Below are 20,055 nucleotides of genomic sequence, written 5' to 3'. Positions count from 1 at the left end.
AGTCTGATTCGGGCGCGTATTCTTAGCCGGACGCCAGTTTGGCCGCATTCCAGGACCCGCCGGGCACCTGCATGTCCTGCTTTTTCTTGCTGACCCGGCTGCTGTTTTCGAGGCTGTCCAGATAGTCTTCGCTGACGCTGCCGGTAATGTAATTCCCGTCAAAGCACGAGCAATCGAAGGATTCGATATCCGGGTTACCTTCCTTGGCGGACCAAATCAGGTCATCGAGATCCTGATAGAACAGGGCGTCTGCGCCCAGCTCCTGCCGGATATCCTCAATGTTCTTACCGTTTGCGATCAACTCATGCTTTGTGGGCATGTCGATACCATAAACGTTGGGGAATTTTACCGGTGGCGAGGCGCTGGCGATGAACACCTTCTTGGCCCCGGCTTCACGGCACATTTGAACGATCTTTTTGATCGTGTTGCCGCGCACGATGGAATCGTCGATCAGCAATACGTTGTGACCTTTGAACTCCAGCGGAACCGCGTTCAGCTTGCGGCGTACGGATTTCTGACGCTCTTCCTGACCGGGCATGATGAATGTGCGGCCTACATAGCGGTTCTTGACCAGACCCTCACGGTAAGGAATGCCCGTGGCTTTCGCGACCTCAAGCGCCACAGGGCGCGCGCTGTCCGGCACAGGAATGATGCGGTCGATCTCAAGGCCTGCAGCCTCAATCTGGCGCGCCAACGTCTGGCCCATACGCATCTGGGTTTTGTAGACCGAAACACCATCTAACAGCGAATCCGGACGGGCCAGATAGACGTATTCGAAGATACAGGGGGTCAGTTGACCTTCGACCGCCTGGAACGTGTGCATGTTGCCATCGAGGTCAATCAGGATGGCCTCACCCGGTTTCACATCGCGCAGCTTTTCAAATCCGTTGATGCCGAATGCCACGTCTTCGGACGCAAAGGCATAGTCGTCGCCGTCTCCATCCACATCGCGCTTGGCAACCGACAGCGGTCGAATGCCGTAGGGATCGCGAAACGCCAGCATGCCAACACCGGCCACCAGACAGATCACTGAATAGGCACCCTGAACGCGTTCCATTGTCATCTTCACACCGGCAAAGATGTTGCGGATCGGTTCGGCATTGCCATTGACCTTGATTGCGTCGGCCACTTTGTCGGCCAGCACATTCAGCATAATCTCTGAATCCGACGTGGTGCGCAGATGACGACTGTATTTGGCGGTGACTTTCTCGCGCTGCTCGGCGGTGTTGGTGATGTTGCCGTTATGGACCAGATAGATGCCATAGGGCGCGTTGACGAAGAACGGCTGTGCCTCAGCCGCGCTAAGCGATCCGGCCGTAGGGTAGCGCACATGCCCCATACCGACCTGTCCCAGCAGGGTCTCGGCGTCGCAGGCGTTAAAGACGTCTTTGACCAACCCGTTGGCTTTCTTCTCTCGGAAGAATTCACCGGTATAGGTCACGATCCCCGAGGCATCCTGACCCCGGTGCTGCAACATCAGCAGCCCGTCATAGATTTCCGCAAAGACATCATGTGTCCTGCTTGCGATCCCTAAAATGCCACACATATACGGGCTCCAATTTCCATGACGTGTTTATGTTGATTAGGTGTGCGGGTCGGACCGTCTGGACAGCGGTATCTGTACGCATTGTCGCCCGGCCGATTGGCGGCGCGCACACGCCAGCGTCGCAACGGTAAGCGCGTAAGAAAACAGATACAGCAAGATCGGCAGCTCCGATTCCATGTCAGTTCGCCACTCACATAATGCCTAAGCGCGCCTGTGTCATCAAAGGATCACATTCGCGATTTGACGCATGCGGATTCTGCCAAAAACAAATTGAAAAGGTGACAGCGGCCGCGGGCATGTGGTGTCATGGTCGACATAGTGAGTTTTCGGCAATGATACAGGTTCGATCGGATACCCGGCATGTGGCAGCACAAACAAGGAAACAAAAAAGAAGAACCGGTAAAGCGCCGGTGTCACCGATGCAGGGGCATGGGGCGGGCACCCTGTCAGATCTGTAATGGATCGGGGGAGGTTATCAAAAGCCGCGACATTCACGGGAAGCCGATTTTCAATCGCTGCGACGGCTGTTTCGGTTTAAAGACGATTAGATGCACGGTTTGTGCAGGCGAAGGGTTCGTCTGAGCCCGAATGCGATCTGGAAAATTCCCGGCTACATTCCAGTTCATCAGGACAAGTATTGCAGCTTGTTCGGTATTGCTGTCGTCATCATTTGATGTCGACGATCTGTTCCCAAATTCGTTGGGACGCCTGCGGTGGTTCAGTTTGTGGTCGGCGGATTTTCTTACTTTCGCTGTGGCAGCGCGGATGGCTGCTATCCACCAGATGACAACGACTTTCGAACATCCACCATCAACCTCTCAAAGTTCACTTCAGCGTCAGTTCGAACTTCTAACAACGTGCCCATTCGAAGAGGAAAGCGATTGGTCCAAGAATCTAAGCGCTTTGCCAGTTCTTTGGTGTCACGTTGCTTATCTAGGTGTCCTGGATGTCTCGTTCTCGACAAAAATCGCCTGAGGGCCTCTTCTGGGGAGCACAAGCAACACACCTCAACCAATGAATCGTATTCCTCAACTAACCAATCCGACGGCGTTCCGCTATCTGCGGTACTTCGTAGCGGCCGCCAATGTGACACGAGGACGGCGGAACCTGACTTTTTAGCTGCTTTTTGGAATGCGTCATCGCTTTGCCTGCTGAGGCTTTTTCGATGGTTCCATGAAGAGACACTCTCACGCTCGTATAGGTCTTCGAGGAAATCGTCTTTGTCTAGAAACTCAAAGCCCAAGGGTTTAGAGATTTCACGAGCGACTGTCGTTTTTCCACTTGCTGGAAGACCCGTTACGATCACTGCGTGTCTCATGAAAACACCCTTCCATAGGACCCGGGGAAACAGGCTCGCCTGTATATCGTGACCTTCATTCGACGGCGCGTCCGGAGTAGATCCTACGAATTGACTGCCCAGAAACAGCGGCGGACATTGGTGGAGATTGTTGTATGCGATGCGTTGGGCTCAATACTGCCATTGACCGCTCGTAAATATGATCGCTGCAGACCACCGTTCGATGATCTGCAGCATTTGTTCAAAGGCCATGCCCACAGCAAGGGAAACTTTATTCCGTAGTCGTGGGGGCTGTCAGATCCTCGGCCGGTGCGGAACCTTCCGCACAGCTGGCGACCAGTTCTTCATATTGGCGGGTAACCCAGCCAAGGGCCGCTTCGGGGTTCTGTTCTTCGATCTTATCGCTGAACTGTTCGAACACTTTGGCCGAGCGGCTTTCGTCAACGATCGTATAGGACTGACCCGTCATCACAGTGTCATAGACAAAGAACGCGATGGCAACCAACAGGATGCCGCGGGCGATGCCGAAGAAGAAACCGAGTGCCTGATCCAGACCGCCCAACGCAGATCGCTGGACGATCGACGAAAACAGGGGCGTAAAGATGCTGACAATAATAAGTGCAACTGCGAATACCGCAGCAAAGCCCGTGATGACGGACAATTCGCAGCTGTCGCGCAGGAAATCCCCAACAACCGGAATCTCTTTGACCAGTGGCACCGCTTGGGGCGCGAAAATAAAGGCCAGCACTGCGGCTGCGACCCAGCCTGCGATGGCCAGAACCTCACGTAAGAAGCCGCGCGAATAGGCAAGAATGCCTGAAACGACGATGATCAGGGCAACGACCCCGTCAATTATTGTAAAACCTTCCATGGCCCTCGCCTGTTCTTTTTCTGCCCCTCAGGGGGCGACCTTAACCTGCTCCGAAGGTTTCGCCAACAAACCCAACCAAATCAGAGGGTCGGGTGAGTGTCAGACCTGCCACAGTACCGGTTTTGCCGCCCGCCGGAGCGATTGCCGATGTGAAACCAAGTTTTTGGGCTTCTTTCAACCTGTTTTCGGTCTGTGGGGCCGGTCTAAGTGCCCCAGATAACGAGATTTCTCCGAAAACAACGGTATCTGCGGGCAGGGCTGTGTCTTCTCGGGCACTCAACAGGGCTGCTGCAACGGCCAGATCTGCGGCGGGTTCACCGATTTTCAATCCGCCGGCGACGTTGAGGTACACATCGAGACCCGCAAAAGGGATGCCGCAGCGTGCTTCGAGCACGGCGAGGATCATTGCCAACCTTCCACTGTCCCAACCGACAACGGTCCGGCGCGGTTGTGAATGCGGGGACGGGGCTACAAGCGCTTGTAATTCAACTAAAACGGGGCGTGTGCCTTCGATCCCGGCAAAGACTGCCGATCCGGGGCTGGGCGTGCCGCGTTCGGACAGGAACAAGGCCGATGGGTTGGTCACCTGTGCCAGCCCTTTGCCAGTCATTTCAAACACGCCGATCTCGTCCGCAGGGCCAAAGCGGTTCTTGACCGCCCGTAGGATGCGGAACTGATGGCCGCGCTCGCCTTCGAAATAAAGGACGGTGTCCACCATATGTTCGACGACGCGGGGACCCGCAATTTGGCCTTCTTTGGTGACGTGGCCGACCATGATGATTGAAACACCGTGTCGTTTCGCAAAGGTGGTCAATTCATGCGCAGCGGCCCGGACTTGTGACACCGAGCCCGGTGCGCTGTCCACATTGTCGGCCCACATGGTCTGAATCGAGTCGATGATGGCCAGACCGGGTTTCTCAGCCTCAAGCGTCGTCAGTATGTTCCGCAGATTGGTTTCGGCGGCCAGTTGGACCGGTGCATCCTCTAGCCCCAGCCGGCGCGCGCGCATGCGCACCTGAGCGCTGGCTTCTTCGCCAGATACGTAGATGGTCTTGACGCCCGCACGTGCAAACCGCGCTGCGGCCTGTAACAGCAGCGTCGACTTGCCGATACCTGGATCACCCCCAACCAGCAGGGCCGAGGCCGGGACCAGACCGCCACCCAAAACGCGGTCCAGTTCTTCTACGCCGCACAAGGTGCGCGGCGGCGGTGTTTCCTCGGTCGACAGGTCCGTGAGTGTAATGGACTGGCCACGTTTGCCGCCGAGGGATTTCTTTGCAGGGCCAGCCGAAAGAGGCACGTCTTGCGTGATTGTGTTCCATTCACCGCAGGCGTCGCACCGCCCGGACCACCGGGAATGCGTTGCGCCACAAGCCGAGCAGGAGAAAGTTGTCTTTGCCATTCGGCCTTGGTGCCCGAGCGCGGGCGGTTCTTCAAGCCCTTGTTGGGCTTTCATCTCTGCCGGAGGCGCGCCGCGTCCTCAGGCCCTATGGGCCATCGTCCCCGGCGGGCACTGTCGCGCCTATTCCGCTGCGCGGGGCGGCGACATTGCTATGACGCTCGATTTCTTGGGATCGCGGTCGTCCACGGGCGATTGAAGCTGTGCCGACAATTCGGGCAACAGTTCAAACAGTTCGTCCCGCAAACGTGCCAGCTGCGATTTGGCAATGGATTCTTCCATTTCTATATCGTGGGTCCATTGGCGCAGCTCATGCTGGATGACCTGCGCTTCTTCGATCCGCTTCTGGAACGTCTCAATTTCTTCCTGACGTTGCTGCAGGAACGTGCGAGCACGGCTGACGCGCGCATCGCCATAGGTTTCTGCCAGCTCTTGGCTGATTTGGCTCATTTGTGCGGCCAGCTCCAGGATTTCGGGTTCAAGCGATTGCAGGTCAGGGTGGTGGCGCAGGAAGGCCATCCTTTCCTTGACCGCGTCGAATTCTGAGGACAGCAGAAACGTTTCGCCGCGATCTGCTGAATGGGCCAAGTGATAGGCCTGAGCCACGTCATGCATGTTCAATGAGAACTTACGATGTGACGTTTCAAGCGCCATCATCCGGGCGTTTGCGGGAAGATAAAACGCCAACATGAGAATCAGCACCGTCAGGCCTGTCTGAACATACATACCTGCGTCGACAGCTGGACCTGTGCCGAAACCGGCCTGCATGGATAGCCAGGGCAGTACCCCCAAAGCGGACAGAAAACACGCGCCAACCGAGAACAGGGCCGCAGTGCATATGAGGAAAAAAGTCAATCTTAAAAAGGCATTCTGAAATTGCAATGTGATGTTGTGGAGGGCAGTCATCTTAGACGAACTCCTTTTGAAACCGGAACACACCAGCCCAAAGCGGGGACATCTAACGCACACAGAATGATCCGCTCAGGACCGAAACTACAAAAATTTTCTGCTCGAAATATAAAGATGATACTCAGATAAGCGTTTTCAATCAATTACGTCTGAGAATTTCGTGATCCGCGTGTCATTTCGGTAATGTGGCCTAGTGCGAGCGAGGCCAGAATGCACGCCGTGAACAGGTAAAGACCCCATGCAGTTTCGATGGTCGCGTAGGAGATTCCCTTCGCCAGCGTGATATAGAGCGCGATCAGGAAGATGTCCGCCATGGCGAGTTTCCCGAGTAGGTTGAGCGCAGGTTGGACGCGCGGGTCCAACAAGTCCCATTGGATAAGCGCTGTGCCGATGGTTTTGATGTATGGTGCGAAGAGGGCGAAGATGGTGACAATCAGGGCCAGAAAGACGTCCGATTTCCACAAGGATTGCAGGCCGGTGATGACACTGATCTCGCTGAGGCCGAAGATTGGGAGAAGCCCTGCGCGCATCAGCGGGGCGAACCACGCGATGGGGTAGAGGATCAGGAGCGAAAGGGTGGCGAAGCGGAGCATGAATCTATATTTGGGTAATCAAAATAAACAATCCAACCAGAAAGCTTGCAAAGTCGATTTTCCATGCTTTTCCAGCCCATTTTCGCAAAAACAGCCTGCGGCAGTTAAGCCCCAAAAGGATGCACGTAATTCCCAGAGTAACATTCAGTGCAGGGATTTGTGCATTTTCTGCCCAGCGCAAGCCAAAGAAGGCCACCGCGATTAGTACAACTACCGCTATCCAAGTCAGAACGGTAGCCTTTGCATTGCTCTCGTCTTCGGCATACAGTCCGAAACTCCAGCCGAGCTGTTTTCTTTGAATAGTGGTCTGAGATTCGTCGTATTTGCTGTTCGAAAACTGTGACTTCGCAAAGGCAGGAAAAACGCCGGATGTAGAGATCACAATACCCGTCAAATACGCAAGGCCCAAAAGCCTGATGAGATCTGACAGTTCTATCAGGCTGACGTTCATCTTTATCTCACCGCCTCAATCGGCCCTTCCGCACTCCCGCTGATAAACTGCTCCACATAAGGATCACCCGACGCATCCATCTGGCTGACCGGGCCGGTCCATTGGATGACGCCTCCGTGCAGCATGGCCACGTTGTCCGCAATCGCGCGGACAGAGCTCATGTCGTGGGTGATGGTCATCGCGGTGGCGCCCATCTCGGTCACGATCTCGCGGATCAGGTCGTTGATGACGCCGGACATGATCGGGTCCAACCCTGTGGTGGGCTCGTCGAAGAAAATGATCTCGGGCTCGGCGGCGATGGCGCGGGCGAGGCCCACGCGTTTTTGCATCCCGCCCGACAGTTCGGAGGGGAAGCGGTCCGCGACGTCGGATTTCAGGCCCACGCGGCGCAGTTTTTCGATGGCGATCTCACGCGCGTACTCGGCTGGGCGTTTCAACGGACCGCGCAGCAGACGGAAGGAAACGTTTTGCCAGACGGGCAGGGAATCGAACAGCGCCGCGCCCTGAAACAGCATCCCGAAGCGGGCCAGGAATTTATCGCGGTCACCTTTTGCAGCGTCCTTACCGTTTACGTAGATCATCCCGCTATCGGGTTTGATCAGGCCCAGAATGCACTTCAGCGCCACGGACTTGCCGGTGCCCGAACCACCGATGATGACCATCGAGGTGCCCTTGGGGATCTCAAGGCTCATGCTTTGCAGAACCTGATTGTCGCCAAAGGCTTTTGCTACGTTCTCCATCCTGATCATACCGAGAAGAACACTCCTGTGAGAATGAAGTTGGCGGCCAGGATCATGATCGCGGCGGATTCGACCGATGACTTGGTCGCTCGGCCAACGCCTTGCGCACCCCGGCCCGAGTTCATGCCGTAGTAACAGCCCATGATGGCTGCGATCAGGCCAAAGGCTGCGCCTTTGACCAGCGATGACACGATGTCTTTGGTTTCAAGAAAATTGACCGTGTTTTGCAGGTACGTCGCTGCGTTGAAGCCCAGATTTTGGGTCGCAACCACATAGCCGCCTGCGATGCCGATGATATCACCGATACCGACCAGTAAGGGCACGGTGATGAGTGCGGCCAGAACCCGCGGCGCGGTTAGGTATTTCATCGGGTGGGTCGACAGGGTGACCAGCGCGTCAATCTGCTCGGTCACTTTCATCGTAGCGATTTCTGCTGCAATGGATGAGGTTACGCGCGCGGCGATCATCAGGCCAACCAGCACCGGCCCAAGCTCGCGCACCATGCCGATGGCAACGATCTGGGGTACCACGGCCTCGGCGTTAAAACGCGCGCCGCCCGCATAGATTTGCAAGGCCAGCGCACCACCAGTGAAGATTGCGGTCAGGCCAACAACCGGCAGTGACAGCCAGCCCACATTCATCAGGGCAACGGCAAATTCGCGCGGGTAATAGGGTGGCCGAAAGATGTGTGAGATCGCGTCCAGCGCAAAAATTCCCACCTTGCCAAAATTGGCAAGCATGGACAGGACAGCACGGCCCAACCCACCCAGCACGGCCAAAGGGTTCATTCCACGTATCCCCGGGAATAACGCGCGCCCAGCGACGTCAGGATTTCATAGCCGATGGTGCCGGCGGCTTCGGCCAAGTCGTCGACTGTTTGATGTCCGTTCAGGATGCGCAGGCGTTCGGGATCTTCGGGCAGATCGGTGACGTCGACCGTGATCAGATCCATCGAGATGCGTCCAACAACGGGGCAGGGCTGGTTGCCAAAAAACACGTCGATCCCACCACCGATGGCGCGGTGCAATCCATCAGCGTAACCGGCGGCAACGGTTGCAATGCGAGAGGGACGACGCGCAATCCAGCTGTTGCCGTATCCGACCGTTTCACCGACGTCGACAGGGCGGACTTGGATAACAGGCAGGTCGATCGCGACAACGGGTTTCGCGTCGGCAAAGGGCATGCCGCCGTACAGGCCGATGCCGGGGCGGCAGAAGTCAAAGTGGAACTCGGACCCCAACATCGTACCACCCGTAGCAGCCAGAGAACGGGGGGCAGTCACGCCATCTGTCATCTCGCGGAAGGATTTCAACTGCTGTTGGTTCATCGGGTTATCAGGCTCATCCGCGCAGGCCAGATGTGACATAACTACCACCGGGTTATTGGCCTCCATCTCGGGCCGCAGTTCAGCCCAGTCTGCGGGCTCAAGCCCAAGGCGGTTCATGCCACTGTTCAATTGGACCCCAAAAGGGCGATCCGGCATTGCCTGCCGGAGCCTCTTATACTGTTCCGGCGAATTGATCAAAGGGATCAGATTATCTGCATAATGTAGCCCATTGTCCCCTTCCATGAAACCAGAGAACACGAAAATCTGCGGCTTGGGGCCTACCGCGTCGCGCACAGCGGCGCCTTCTTCGGCGGCGGCGACAAAAAATTGGCGAACCCCTTCTTCAGCCAGGGTCGCAGACACTGGCCCAGCTCCAAGCCCATAAGCATCAGCTTTGACAACTGCTCCGGTTTCGACTTTTGTTTTTGCGTCCAATGCCCGCCAATTGCTGGCGAGCGCATGAAGATTGATCGTTAAGTGTGCGGTACCCATGGAGTGTTCATGACATTGGATTGCGGCAGGTCAAGGGGGTAAACAGCAATTCTTGAGGAGATTTTGCGAGTGCTGGGCGGCTTCTAGCTGCTATCGCAGGGACAATGGCGGTTTGCCTGACTTTTAGGAGTATTACAGTTGCATCGACATTGTATCCGCCACGTATTCAACGAACGTTGTATAAGTAAATCGTTTACTCAGAGCCGGACGATGAAGTGAGAGGAATTCCATGCTGAAAATAACCTGGGACTACAATGCGTATGCGACCGAACTGCCTGAACTGTTTCGCGACGTATTCAGGGCATCTGAGAGTAAAGAAGAGGGAGCAGTGATCAGTGCGCTGGTCAGCGATTTGTTGGAGACGACGGACAGAGATGACCTGCACGCCGCCATTGCCCATGATGGCCCCCAAGTGCTGGGTTGCATCCTGTTTTCGCGGCTGCTCTTTGACCAAGATCCGCGACAGGTGTTCCTGATGTCGCCGGTTGCCGTGCGTACGGATCGCCAGAAAGCGGGGATAGGGCAGCGACTGATCGCGTTTGGGTTGGACGAGCTGCGCCGTGACAAAGTGGATTTTGTGGTGACTTACGGCGATCCGAACTACTACGGCAAAACCGGGTTTTTTCCGATTTCAGAAAAAGTCGCCCAAGCTCCTCTGCCGTTAAGCCATCCGCACGGGTGGTTGGGGCAATCGTTGACAGGGGCTGAGATGGCGCCGTTCAAGGGGCCATCTCAATGTGTCAGTGCATTCAACAAACCCGAGCTGTGGTGAGGATTAATACCCCTCAATCTGTCCGTCCTGTTGCCACGGTTTGACCAGATTTCCAAAACGGGTGAACTGCGCCTCGAACGAGAGGTCAACCGTGCCGATGGGACCGTGGCGCTGCTTACCTACAATGACTTCGGCCTTGCCGTGCAGACGCTCCATGGCCTGCTTCCACTCTTCCATCTTTTCAAGTTCGTGATCGCCGGGCTTTTCGCGTTCCTTGTAGTACTCCTCACGGTATACGAACATCACCACGTCGGCGTCCTGTTCGATCGAGCCTGATTCCCGCAAGTCGGACAGTTGTGGGCGCTTGTCGTCGCGGTTTTCAACCTGACGCGAAAGCTGGGACAGGGCGATCACCGGAATTTGCAATTCCTTGGCGATGGCTTTCATGCCCATCGAAATTTCGGCAATTTCGTTGACGCGGTTTTCGGCCATTCCCCTGCACAGCTGCAGGTAGTCGATAACGAGCAGGTCCAAACCATGTGTCCGTTTCAAACGGCGTGCCCGAGCCGCCAACTGCGAAATCGGCAGGGCGGGCGTGTCGTCAATGAAAAGCGGGCAGGCTTCCAGTTCCTTGGCCGCGTCGACAAAGCGGCGGAACTCGGACTCGGTCATGTCACCCTGGCGGATCTTATGGGATGAGATTTCGGAGGCTTCGGCCAGAACCCGGCCGGCCAGCTGTTCCGCACTCATTTCCAATGAGAAAAAGCCAACGACACCGCCGTCAATCGCGCCCTCTGAGCCGTCTGGTTTCAGCCCACGTTTGTACGCCTTGGCCACATTGAATGCCACGTTGGTCGCCAAAGAGGTTTTCCCCATCGACGGACGACCGGCAAGAATGATCAGGTCAGACGGGTGCAATCCACCCAGTTGTTTGTCCAAGTCGGCCAGACCGGTGGAAATCCCTGCCATGCCACCACCGCGCTGGTACGCTTCGTTGGTGACGTTGACGGCTTCTGTGACCGCCTTGAGGAAGGATTGAAATCCCTGTTCGGTCTGGCCCTGCTCGGATAACTGATAAAGCTGTTGCTCGGCCTCGACGATTTGTTCTTTCGGCTCGCTTGAGACATCAACCCGCGCCGCCTTGTCCGAGATATCCCGACCCAGCCGGATCAGCTCGCGCCGGATTGCCAGATCATAAATCATCTGGGCATAGTCATGCACCGCAAAGGCGCTGATCGATGCGCCCGCCAGTTTGACCAGATAGGCCGGGCCACCCAGTTCCTGCAGGCCCTCATCTTCGGCCATGAAGGATTTCAGTGTCACCGGCGAGGCCAGCGCATTCTTGGCTATCCGGGTCGAGGCGACTTCATAAATCCGGGAGTGAACCGGGTCATAGAAATGCTCGGCCCCGATGATCGAGGCGACCCGATCATAAAGATCGTTATTGGTCAGGATCGCACCCAGAAGCTGCTGTTCGGCCTCAATGGAATGCGGCATGGTTTCGGCGTTCTGAATCCGAGCTGCTGCCTGCTCGATGCTACTGATCTCGTTCATTTTGTCCCCGCTGCCCTGCGGCGCTTTCTACACGCTATTTCGGCGTGTCGGCTATCTGGAAATACCTGTGGCTAACTATGGATAAAGCCTTGGGATAACTTTCCTGACAGTTTGGATACCTGTGTATGCGTAGCTTATTATGTAGGATTTGGGGCAAAAGTCACCAGATATCGTGGCCGGTCGACCGATTCTTCCGGGCTTATCCCCAATCTGTCCACAAGAGGTTTACGTGGATTTATTTGCTTCCTGCCAGCCACGCGGGTCTTTCAGGAAGGCTTCGACGCCGTCAAGTGTTTCCTGATCAAAGGCTTTCTGCGCTTTGGCCTCGGCCAGAACATCCCACCATGTGCAAAGGTGATGCAGTTGGATGCCGTGGTCGCCCAACGTTTTTTCAGTCTCGGGAAAGATGCCATAGTAGAAGATGACCGCCGTGTGCCCGCAAGTGGCACCTGTTTCGCGGATCGCATCCACGAAGGACAGCTTGGACCCGCCATCGGTGGTCAGATCCTCGACCAGCAGCACGCGCTCTCCTTCGCTCATCGCGCCTTCGATACGAGCGTTGCGGCCATAACCCTTTGGCTTTTTGCGCACGTAGGTCATCGGCAGCGCCATACGCTCAGCCACCATGGCGGCGAAGGGGATGCCCGCGGTCTCACCGCCGGCGATATTGTCGAATGCCTCAAACCCGGCATCCCGCATCACGGTGACGGTCAGGAAATCCATCAGGGTCGACCGAATGCGCGGGTACGAGATCAGCTTGCGGCAGTCGATATAGGTTGGGCTGGGCAAGCCGCTGGCCAGTGTGAACGGCTCACGCGAATTGAAATGGACGGCTTTGATCTCCAGCAACATCCGTGCGGTAAGGCGAGCGATTTCGGTGCTGTCGGGGAATGAACTGGGGATCATAACGGTACCTCTGGGCTGAATGGCATTGCGGGCTGATAGCCCGTCCCGCGGCCCAGAGTCGAGAGGGTGCAAGCAAAAGAAAAGCGGACCTCAAGAAGAGGCCCGCTTTGGCCCTTGCGGGCAAGAGGCAGCCAAGGTGGGCTTAGCTGCTCATGTCATAGGCACGCTCGCCGTGTACCGAAAGATCGAGCCCGTTTGTCTCGGTTTCTGCATCTACGCGAAGCGGGGTGATCAGCGCAACCACCTTGATCAACACAAATGTGACAACTGCCGTAAAGACACCCACGATGACCAGCCCGCCCAACTGCGCGGTCCAGGCACCCAGGCCGAACACTGCGATCATGATGGTACCAAAGATGCCACCTACGCCGTGTACCGCGAACACGTCCAGAGTGTCGTCGATGTTCAGCTTGTTACGGATGATATTTACGGCCTCCTGACACAGCACACCTGCTACGGCACCGATGATCAGCGCCTGAACCGGATCGACATAGCCTGAGGCCGGAGTGATCGAGGCCAGACCCGCAATGGTACCTGTAACCAGGCCCACCATCGAGGCTTTGCCGTATTTGATGCGTTCATACAGCGCCCACGTCAGCGATGCGGTTGCAGCCGAGATATGCGTAACAGTTATCGCCATTGCGGCACCGCCATCTGCCGCCAATTGTGAACCGCCGTTGAAGCCAAACCAGCCAACCCACAGCATCGCAGCACCGATCATGACATAGCCCGGATTGTGCGGCGGGGTCGTGCGGTTGCGGCGCGGGCCAAGCGCCACGGCGATGATCAGCGCGGCCAGACCTGCGGTTTCGTGCACCACGATGCCACCGGCAAAGTCACGCACGCCGATCTCGCCCAGAATGCCGCCATCGGTCAGAATGCCACCACCCCAGATCCAGTGAACGACGGGTGCGTAGCACAGCAGCATCCACAGGCCTGAGAAGATCATGACAAACCCGTAACCCACACGCTCGACATATGCGCCGATGATCAGGGCGGGGGTGATGATTGCGAATGTCATCTGGAAGGCAAAGAACAGTACCTCGGGCAGGGTGCCCGACAGGCTGTCGACGTCAACTCCGTTCAGGAAGGCTTTGCCGAGACCGCCCCACAGACCCGACCCGCCGTCACCAAATGCGATCGAGTATCCGGCGACCAACCAAAGGATGCTCATCAAACAGGCGATTGAGAAGCAGTGCATGAAAACGCTCAGCACGTTGCGGGCGCGCACGAGGCCGCCATAGAACAGGGCGAGGCCCGGCAATGTCATGAATAGGACCAGTGCAGTTGCAACTATGATCCAGGCGGTATCGGCTCCGTTCATCAGCCGGTCTCCTCTGTGGCGTCTTCAGCTTGCGTGGCTGGCGTTGAAGCGGAGAGAAGGCGGGGAAAAAAGAGGCAGAGGCGGTTTTGGGTGCCTGTTTTAAGGGCCTTTTATCAACCGATGATTAAATGGGCGTCAAAAGGTACAGAGTGCTTTATTTTTGGGCGAACAACGAAACGCCATGCGACAGCAGGTTCAGGGCATGATCGCGGGCCGCAATGCGGACCTTATCACGTCCCAACGGCCCAAATTCGACCGTTTCGGTCTTTGTCTTCTGTCCGTCGGCAGCGAGCCCAAAGCAAACGCGGCCTTCCGGCTTGAATTCTGATCCGCCAGGGCCTGCGATGCCGGTGATCGAAACGGTCAGTTGTGCTTGCGAGTTCTTCAATGCACCTTCTGCCATCTCCAGTGCGACTTCTTCGGACACAGCCCCATGGGTTTCCAGAGTCTGGGCATTTACGCCCAGCATCTGCTGCTTGGCGTCATTGGTGTAGGTGACAAACCCGCGATCCACCACGGCCGAGCTGCCCGGGATATCCGTCAGCGCAGCAGCGACCATGCCGCCGGTACAGCTTTCGGCTGTCGCGATCATCACGCCTTGCGCCTTGGCGCGGTCAAGCAAAGCGGCGACACTCATAGGCCCAGAACACCGTGCGAGATGCCGGCAAGAACCAGAACGCCGATCCCGGCAAAGACGCCGGCGATCACATCGTCCAGCATCACACCCATCGCGTCACCTTTGCGGTCAGCCCAACCCACCGGGCCGAGTTTCGTGATGTCGAACAGGCGAAACAGAAGGAAACCTGCGATCCAGCCGGGCCAAAGGGCTGTGATATCAATTCCATGCGCCCAAGATGGGTAGGAAATTGCCCAAAGCGCGATGAACTGCCCGGCTACTTCGTCGATGACGATTTCGGACGGGTCGTGATCTTCCTGCCCAGCAGTCATCACTTTGGTTGCCCACAGGCCACCGACAAAAACGGCCACAGTGGCGATGACCAACAAGGGAAAACCACCCAACGTATGCAGAACCCAGGCCAGGGGCAGGGCGGCCAGAGATCCCCATGTTCCGGGTGCAGGGCGCAAGTAACCCACGCCGCAAACAGTTCCGATCAAGCGCGCCGCGTTCATGATTTCACCAGACAAGCTGTGGCCAGCGAGGCGATGCCTTCGCTGCGCCCGGTAAAGCCCAGACGTTCAGACGTGGTCGCCTTCACCGAGACCTGATCTGCCCGCAACCCCATGAGCCGGGCCATTTCCGCGCGCATTGCAGGCGCGTGCGGTCCTATTTTGGGAAACTCGCAAACCAGTGTGCAATCCACATTCGAGATGCTGTACCCCATCTGCCCAGCCAGCTCGACCGCGTGGCGCAGGAAGATCTCGCTTGCCGCGCCTTTCCATTGCGGGTCCGTTGGCGGGAAGTGTTGACCGATATCGCCCTGCGCCAGCGCGCCATAGATTGCATCAGTAACCGCGTGCATGCTGACATCCGCATCCGAATGGCCCTGTAGCCCCCGGTCATGGGGAATTTTGACGCCGCACAGGATTACGTGATCCCCGTCGCCAAAGCGATGCACGTCATAGCCGCTGCCCAGTCTCACATCCATGTCTGTCCCCAATACGCGTTCCGCCCGGGCAAAATCCTCGGGTCTTGTGATTTTGATGTTATCGGCATCGCCTGGCACGATCACCACGTTCATGCCAGCGGCACGGGCGACCTCGACATCGTCCGCCGCGCCGCCAGAATGGGCCGCGTGCGCCGCGACAATCGCGTCATAGCGAAAACCCTGTGGGGTCTGCGCCGCAAAAAGACCCGTCCGGTCCTGCGTTCCGGTCACATCGGCTTCGTCACCGGTCCAGAGCGCATCTGTAACGGCCAGACCGGGTGCTGCAGCCTCATGCTTGGTCAGGGCGGTCAGGACGTCCGCAATAGTCTGGCTGCTTAAGCAGGGGCGGGCGACGTCGTGAATCAGGACATGTTCGATCCCCAGCCCATCTAATGCATCCAGCCCGTTCCGTACCGACCCGGCACGATCGCTGCCACCTTTTGCCAGCAGCAGATCAGAGCCTAAAAACTCATCCCAAGCGTTCTGATCATCCTCGGACAGCACCAGAACAATATGATCGACCTGATGGCGAAACCGGTCGATGGTCCAATCCGCAACTCTGCGTCCGGCCAATGGTCGCCATTGCTTGGGAATGCCGCCTCCGGCGCGCAATCCGCGTCCTGCGGCGACGATGATGGCGGCGGTGGTCATTGGGCGAATTCTCCGATGATTTGAGCGCAGTGTTTAAGCTGCGGTGAATGTAGAGGCAATCACCCGCGTCAAGTTGCTTAAAAAATAGGCAAGTGGTGATTTTGCAAGCTTGTTTCCTGCCGTTTTGTTGTTCATATGCGCCGAATTCGATATCTAAGACGCAACTGCCCAAGGATTAAGCACGTTGACCCTGCACCTCGCCGACAAAACCTTAAATCCGCCGGTCATGCTGGCCCCGATGGCCGGGATCACCGATCGACCGTTCCGCGATCTGGTGATGCGCTTTGGCGCGGGCATGGTCGTCAGCGAAATGGTCGCTAGTCAGGAAATGGTGCAGGCCAAACCGGGCGTGCGGGAACGGGCCGAGCTGTCTGCTGACGTTGAAAACACCGCTGTTCAACTTGCCGGGCGCGAGGCGCATTGGATGGCCGAGGCTGCGCGTCAGGTGGCCGATCGTGGCGCGCGGGTGATCGACATCAACATGGGCTGCCCGGCAAAGAAGGTGACGAATGGCTATTCCGGTTCGGCGCTGCTTAAGACGCCGGACCACGCGCTGACGCTGATTGAGGCCGTGGTCGAGGCTGTCGACATTCCGGTCACTCTGAAAACTCGTCTGGGTTGGGACGACAACCTGCTGAACGCACCGGATGTGGCGCGCCGGGCACAAGGTGCGGGCATCCAACTGGTCACAATCCACGGGCGTACGCGGTGCCAGTTCTACAAGGGACGCGCGGACTGGCAAGCGATCCGAGCGGTGAAAGAGTCGGTCTCGATCCCCGTCATCGCGAACGGGGATATCGTGAATTCTGACGCGGCACGCACTGCTTTGGATCAGTCAGGCGCCGACGGTGTGATGGTCGGGCGAGGGGCGCAGGGTAAGCCATGGCTGCTGGCCCAGATGTGCCACGACTTGTATGGCGCGCCGGCGCCGGTCATCCCCGCCAATGGCGACCTGATCGACATGGTGCGCGGTCATTATGAGGCGATGCTGGACTTTTACGGCACCGATCTGGGGCTGCGCGTGGCACGAAAACATCTCGGCTGGTACATGGATGAGGCCGCGACCCCGGCAACCTTGCGACGTGCGGTTTTGACCTCGCGGGATACCACCGAGGTGCTGCGTCTGTTGGGCGATGCCCTGCACAGCGACGCAGAGGCCGCAGCATGACCTCGGACCAAACCATCTGGACCTCGCTGCCGGTTCCGGCTTTCATCATTGATGCCGATGACCGGATCACAGATGTGAATTCCGCCGGGGAGGGGTTCCTGAATGCGTCCCGCAATGCAGTCATCGGTCACCCGGTCTGGGACCAGATCGCCGTGGATGCCCCACTGGAAGAAGCGTTTTTGCGCGCACGCCAACAGGGCACACCGCTTTTCGTGAACGATGTGGATGTGGGGTCAGGCAATCGGGCGCCGCTGCAATGCGCTTTGCAAATTGCGCCGCTGCTTGGGCATCCGGGGTCGATGATCATGACCATGTCCCCACGCGAACTGGCGGGGCGGATGACACGGGGCAACACGGTAAAATCTGCGGCGCAATCGGCGATTGGCATGGCGGAAATGCTGGCACATGAAATCAAGAACCCATTGGCGGGGATCACCGGGGCTGCGCAGCTTCTGAGCATGAATATCAGTCAGCAAGACCTTGAACTTACAGATCTTATCGTTGCTGAAAGCCGCCGAATAGTGAAGCTGTTAGAGCAAGTCGAGCAATTTGGGAACCTGACCCAGCCAGATTTCAAACCAGTCAATATCCACGACGTTCTGGACCGTGCGCGGCGCTCAGCGCTGTTGGGCTTTGGCGCGCATATGACGATTATCGAGGATTACGACCCCTCGTTGCCGCTGGCCTATGGTGACCCGGATCAACTTTTGCAGGTGGTGCTGAACCTGCTCAAAAATGCATCCGAGGCGTCCCCCAAAGGCGGGACAATCCGCCTGCGGACGTATTTCGAACATTCCTTCCGCCTGCGCCGCAGCGACGGTTCGGGGCATTCTTTGCCCCTGCAGATTGAAATCATCGATGACGGCCCGGGGCTACCGGACAAGATCCGCAGCGACATTTTCGATCCGTTTGTGTCGGGCAGGGAAAACGGCACCGGTCTTGGGCTGGCGCTGGTCAGCAAAATCATCTCGGACCACGACGGCTGGATCTTGGCTGAGTCGGTTCCGGGACACACCGTATTCCGACTGTCGCTCAGGCGCGCACCGCGCGACGCGACCTGAGATGGACAACCGGGCAGAGATAGTAAGGAGAGCACCTGATGGATGGCACAGTACTGGTCGCAGATGACGATCGCACAATCCGAACCGTACTGACTCAGGCCCTGACGCGGGCCGGGTGCAAGGTTCATGCGACATCCTCGCTGACCACCCTGATGCGCTGGGTCGGCGAGGGCAAAGGAGACGTTGTAATCTCGGACGTGGTTATGCCGGATGGCAACGGGCTGGAGATGTTGCCAAAAATCGCGCAGGATCGTCCGGGGCTGCCGGTCATCGTGATCTCGGCGCAGAACACGATTATGACCGCCATTCAAGCGGCCGAGGCGGATGCATATGACTATCTGCCCAAACCCTTTGATCTGCCAGACCTGATGAAGCGGACCGCACGGGCCTTGGAGCAAAAGCAACGCGTGCAGGCGGATGCGGTCGTACCTGCCGAAGACCGTCCTGAGGAGCTGCCGCTGGTCGGGCGCACTCCGGGGATGCAGGCGCTGTATCGCCTTGTGGCACGTGTGATGAATACCGATCTTTCTGTCATGATTTCCGGTGAAAGTGGCACCGGCAAGTCCTTGATAGCGCGAGCTATTCATGATTTTTCGGACCGGCGCACGCTGCCCTTCGTCACTGCGACCGCTGGTGATCTGCGTGACCTCGAGGGACCTGCGCGCATTATGGCCAGGGTACGGGGCGGCACCCTGTTGATCGACGAGATCGCTGATATCGAAGATGAGGTCCAGGCACGTATTGTCCGGATGATGGACACGCCCGGCGATCATCTTCCGCGTTTTATGGCGACCAGCCAATCGGACCTGACCGAAGCGATGGAAAGCGGGCGGGTGCGTCAGGATCTGTATTATCGACTGTGCGGTGCGACGATCCACGTGCCAGCGCTGCGCGAGCGGGTGGACGATATCACCCTGCTGGTTGACCACTTCCTTGCCCGCGAAGAACGGGAGCATGGTACAAAGCGCTGGCTCAGCCCAGAGGCCGTAGAACTGGTACGGCGGTATTCCTGGCCCGGTAATGTGCGACAGTTGGAAAACGCGATCCGACGTTTGAGCCTGACCAGCCGGGCCGAAGAAATATCGAAAGCCGAGGTTGAGATGGTTTTGGGCAGTCAGCCCGAAGCGGAACCGATTCTTGGTGACGGCGAAAGGGAGAAACTCTCGGCCTCTGTGGCCCGTCATTTGCGTCGCTATTTCGATCTGCACGGCAATTTGTTGCCACCTCCGGGCCTGTATCAGCGCATCCTGCGCGAGGTTGAGGGCCCCTTGATCGAGCAGGCACTGGACGCAACCGGCGGAAATCAGGCGAAATGTGCGGATTTGCTGGGGATCAACAGGAATACGCTGCGCAAAAAAATCACCGATCTCGATATTCAGGTGACACGCCGACGCAAACTGATGTAATATCGCCACACAAAGCGTGGCATCCGGGTACAAGCCCGGCA

General features: G+C 57.4%; 21 protein-coding genes. 4 read left to right on the top strand and 17 right to left on the bottom strand.

Features of this window, described 5'->3' with window-relative positions; translation table 11 throughout:
• Positions 1-22: 22 nt before the first annotated feature.
• The 11 genes from purF to alr form a co-directional block, all read right to left on the bottom strand.
• Positions 23-1,546: an amidophosphoribosyltransferase gene (gene purF / locus AC2FI8_RS11570; protein WP_496764571.1), complete on the bottom strand. Its 1,524-nt coding sequence runs from the start codon at positions 1,544-1,546 to the stop codon at positions 23-25.
• 36 nt (positions 1,547-1,582) lie between these two features.
• Entirely contained in the window at positions 1,583-1,723 is a 141-nt protein-coding gene (locus AC2FI8_RS11565) for a hypothetical protein (protein ID WP_496764573.1), read from the bottom strand.
• Between the two features lie 595 nt (positions 1,724-2,318).
• Positions 2,319-2,864, bottom strand: a complete 546-nt coding sequence (locus AC2FI8_RS11560) for an AAA family ATPase (protein WP_496779129.1) — start codon at positions 2,862-2,864, stop codon at positions 2,319-2,321.
• Positions 2,865-3,114: 250 nt separating this feature from the next.
• Positions 3,115-3,714: a CvpA family protein gene (locus AC2FI8_RS11555; RefSeq protein WP_496738449.1), complete on the bottom strand. Its 600-nt coding sequence runs from the start codon at positions 3,712-3,714 to the stop codon at positions 3,115-3,117.
• A 40-nt stretch (positions 3,715-3,754) separates the two neighbouring features.
• The gene (gene radA / locus AC2FI8_RS11550) at positions 3,755-5,116 is read right to left on the bottom strand and encodes a DNA repair protein RadA (RefSeq protein WP_496779127.1); all 1,362 of its coding nucleotides are present in this window, start codon (positions 5,114-5,116) and stop codon (positions 3,755-3,757) included.
• Between the two features lie 120 nt (positions 5,117-5,236).
• Positions 5,237-6,019, bottom strand: a complete 783-nt coding sequence (locus AC2FI8_RS11545; RefSeq protein WP_496779125.1) for a DNA repair protein — start codon at positions 6,017-6,019, stop codon at positions 5,237-5,239.
• A 146-nt stretch (positions 6,020-6,165) separates the two neighbouring features.
• Positions 6,166-6,615: a paraquat-inducible protein A gene (locus tag AC2FI8_RS11540; protein ID WP_496779123.1), complete on the bottom strand. Its 450-nt coding sequence runs from the start codon at positions 6,613-6,615 to the stop codon at positions 6,166-6,168.
• Between the two features lie 4 nt (positions 6,616-6,619).
• The gene (locus tag AC2FI8_RS11535) at positions 6,620-7,066 is read right to left on the bottom strand and encodes a hypothetical protein (protein WP_496779121.1); all 447 of its coding nucleotides are present in this window, start codon (positions 7,064-7,066) and stop codon (positions 6,620-6,622) included.
• Positions 7,067-7,068: 2 nt separating this feature from the next.
• Positions 7,069-7,815, bottom strand: coding sequence for an ABC transporter ATP-binding protein (locus AC2FI8_RS11530; RefSeq protein WP_108858454.1), 747 nt, complete (start codon positions 7,813-7,815; stop codon positions 7,069-7,071).
• Positions 7,812-8,594 (bottom strand): MlaE family ABC transporter permease, encoded by a 783-nt coding sequence (locus tag AC2FI8_RS11525; RefSeq protein WP_472723887.1) that lies wholly within the window; start codon positions 8,592-8,594, stop codon positions 7,812-7,814. The genes AC2FI8_RS11530 and AC2FI8_RS11525 overlap by 4 nt, the downstream gene beginning before the upstream one ends.
• On the bottom strand, positions 8,591-9,625 hold the full coding sequence (alr, locus tag AC2FI8_RS11520; protein WP_496764585.1) for an alanine racemase: 1,035 nt from the start codon (positions 9,623-9,625) through the stop codon (positions 8,591-8,593). Before alr ends, AC2FI8_RS11525 begins: the two co-directional genes overlap by 4 nt.
• A gap of 229 nt (positions 9,626-9,854) precedes the next feature.
• Here alr and AC2FI8_RS11515 point away from each other — a divergent pair, with 229 nt between their 5' ends.
• Entirely contained in the window at positions 9,855-10,397 is a 543-nt protein-coding gene (locus AC2FI8_RS11515; protein WP_496779119.1) for a GNAT family N-acetyltransferase, read from the top strand.
• 3 nt (positions 10,398-10,400) lie between these two features.
• Here the strand turns inward: AC2FI8_RS11515 and AC2FI8_RS11510 are convergent, their stop codons facing one another.
• The 6 genes from AC2FI8_RS11510 to AC2FI8_RS11485 all read right to left on the bottom strand — a co-directional run bounded on the left by AC2FI8_RS11510 (position 10,401) and on the right by AC2FI8_RS11485 (position 16,379).
• A complete protein-coding gene (locus tag AC2FI8_RS11510; protein ID WP_496723064.1) occupies positions 10,401-11,891 on the bottom strand; it encodes a replicative DNA helicase in 1,491 nt (496 codons plus the stop codon).
• A gap of 225 nt (positions 11,892-12,116) precedes the next feature.
• Positions 12,117-12,797 (bottom strand): orotate phosphoribosyltransferase, encoded by a 681-nt coding sequence (locus AC2FI8_RS11505; protein ID WP_108858457.1) that lies wholly within the window; start codon positions 12,795-12,797, stop codon positions 12,117-12,119.
• A 142-nt stretch (positions 12,798-12,939) separates the two neighbouring features.
• Positions 12,940-14,121 (bottom strand): ammonium transporter, encoded by a 1,182-nt coding sequence (locus tag AC2FI8_RS11500; protein WP_496764591.1) that lies wholly within the window; start codon positions 14,119-14,121, stop codon positions 12,940-12,942.
• Positions 14,122-14,275: 154 nt separating this feature from the next.
• Entirely contained in the window at positions 14,276-14,758 is a 483-nt protein-coding gene (locus AC2FI8_RS11495; protein WP_496779117.1) for a CinA family protein, read from the bottom strand.
• Positions 14,755-15,252 (bottom strand): phosphatidylglycerophosphatase A family protein, encoded by a 498-nt coding sequence (locus AC2FI8_RS11490; RefSeq protein WP_472723883.1) that lies wholly within the window; start codon positions 15,250-15,252, stop codon positions 14,755-14,757. The genes AC2FI8_RS11495 and AC2FI8_RS11490 overlap by 4 nt, the downstream gene beginning before the upstream one ends.
• Positions 15,249-16,379 (bottom strand): bifunctional 2-C-methyl-D-erythritol 4-phosphate cytidylyltransferase/2-C-methyl-D-erythritol 2,4-cyclodiphosphate synthase, encoded by a 1,131-nt coding sequence (locus AC2FI8_RS11485; RefSeq protein WP_496779115.1) that lies wholly within the window; start codon positions 16,377-16,379, stop codon positions 15,249-15,251. Before AC2FI8_RS11485 ends, AC2FI8_RS11490 begins: the two co-directional genes overlap by 4 nt.
• A gap of 184 nt (positions 16,380-16,563) precedes the next feature.
• Between AC2FI8_RS11485 and dusB the strand changes: the two genes are divergently transcribed.
• From dusB to AC2FI8_RS11470, 3 genes are read left to right on the top strand one after another with little or no spacing between them, the layout of a single operon-like run.
• Positions 16,564-17,547 (top strand): tRNA dihydrouridine synthase DusB, encoded by a 984-nt coding sequence (gene dusB / locus AC2FI8_RS11480; RefSeq protein WP_496764599.1) that lies wholly within the window; start codon positions 16,564-16,566, stop codon positions 17,545-17,547.
• On the top strand, positions 17,544-18,608 hold the full coding sequence (locus AC2FI8_RS11475; protein WP_496779113.1) for a two-component system sensor histidine kinase NtrB: 1,065 nt from the start codon (positions 17,544-17,546) through the stop codon (positions 18,606-18,608). The genes dusB and AC2FI8_RS11475 overlap by 4 nt, the downstream gene beginning before the upstream one ends.
• Before the next feature lie 38 nt (positions 18,609-18,646).
• The gene (locus AC2FI8_RS11470) at positions 18,647-20,014 is read left to right on the top strand and encodes a response regulator (protein WP_113790137.1); all 1,368 of its coding nucleotides are present in this window, start codon (positions 18,647-18,649) and stop codon (positions 20,012-20,014) included.
• Positions 20,015-20,055 lie beyond the last annotated feature (41 nt).

The organism is Ruegeria sp. CDSB029 (assembly GCF_059611125.1).
This window is presented reverse-complemented; position numbering and strand designations above follow the sequence as displayed.

Excerpts from the sequence above, each read along its gene's own strand:
- purF (WP_496764571.1), bottom strand. The coding sequence starts at position 1,546 with ATGTGTGGCATTTTAGGGATCGCAAGCAGGACACATGATGTCTTTGCG.
- AC2FI8_RS11565 (WP_496764573.1), bottom strand. The coding sequence starts at position 1,723 with ATGGAATCGGAGCTGCCGATCTTGCTGTATCTGTTTTCTTACGCGCTT.
- AC2FI8_RS11560 (WP_496779129.1), bottom strand. The coding sequence starts at position 2,864 with ATGAGACACGCAGTGATCGTAACGGGTCTTCCAGCAAGTGGAAAAACG.
- AC2FI8_RS11555 (WP_496738449.1), bottom strand. The coding sequence starts at position 3,714 with ATGGAAGGTTTTACAATAATTGACGGGGTCGTTGCCCTGATCATCGTC.
- radA (WP_496779127.1), bottom strand. The coding sequence starts at position 5,116 with ATGGCAAAGACAACTTTCTCCTGCTCGGCTTGTGGCGCAACGCATTCC.
- AC2FI8_RS11545 (WP_496779125.1), bottom strand. The coding sequence starts at position 6,019 with ATGACTGCCCTCCACAACATCACATTGCAATTTCAGAATGCCTTTTTA.
- AC2FI8_RS11540 (WP_496779123.1), bottom strand. The coding sequence starts at position 6,615 with ATGCTCCGCTTCGCCACCCTTTCGCTCCTGATCCTCTACCCCATCGCG.
- AC2FI8_RS11535 (WP_496779121.1), bottom strand. The coding sequence starts at position 7,066 with ATGAACGTCAGCCTGATAGAACTGTCAGATCTCATCAGGCTTTTGGGC.
- AC2FI8_RS11530 (WP_108858454.1), bottom strand. The coding sequence starts at position 7,815 with ATGATCAGGATGGAGAACGTAGCAAAAGCCTTTGGCGACAATCAGGTT.
- AC2FI8_RS11525 (WP_472723887.1), bottom strand. The coding sequence starts at position 8,594 with ATGAACCCTTTGGCCGTGCTGGGTGGGTTGGGCCGTGCTGTCCTGTCC.
- alr (WP_496764585.1), bottom strand. The coding sequence starts at position 9,625 with ATGGGTACCGCACACTTAACGATCAATCTTCATGCGCTCGCCAGCAAT.
- AC2FI8_RS11515 (WP_496779119.1), top strand. The coding sequence starts at position 9,855 with ATGCTGAAAATAACCTGGGACTACAATGCGTATGCGACCGAACTGCCT.
- AC2FI8_RS11510 (WP_496723064.1), bottom strand. The coding sequence starts at position 11,891 with ATGAACGAGATCAGTAGCATCGAGCAGGCAGCAGCTCGGATTCAGAAC.
- AC2FI8_RS11505 (WP_108858457.1), bottom strand. The coding sequence starts at position 12,797 with ATGATCCCCAGTTCATTCCCCGACAGCACCGAAATCGCTCGCCTTACC.
- AC2FI8_RS11500 (WP_496764591.1), bottom strand. The coding sequence starts at position 14,121 with ATGAACGGAGCCGATACCGCCTGGATCATAGTTGCAACTGCACTGGTC.
- AC2FI8_RS11495 (WP_496779117.1), bottom strand. The coding sequence starts at position 14,758 with ATGAGTGTCGCCGCTTTGCTTGACCGCGCCAAGGCGCAAGGCGTGATG.
- AC2FI8_RS11490 (WP_472723883.1), bottom strand. The coding sequence starts at position 15,252 with ATGAACGCGGCGCGCTTGATCGGAACTGTTTGCGGCGTGGGTTACTTG.
- AC2FI8_RS11485 (WP_496779115.1), bottom strand. The coding sequence starts at position 16,379 with ATGACCACCGCCGCCATCATCGTCGCCGCAGGACGCGGATTGCGCGCC.
- AC2FI8_RS11475 (WP_496779113.1), top strand. The coding sequence starts at position 17,544 with ATGACCTCGGACCAAACCATCTGGACCTCGCTGCCGGTTCCGGCTTTC.
- AC2FI8_RS11470 (WP_113790137.1), top strand. The coding sequence starts at position 18,647 with ATGGATGGCACAGTACTGGTCGCAGATGACGATCGCACAATCCGAACC.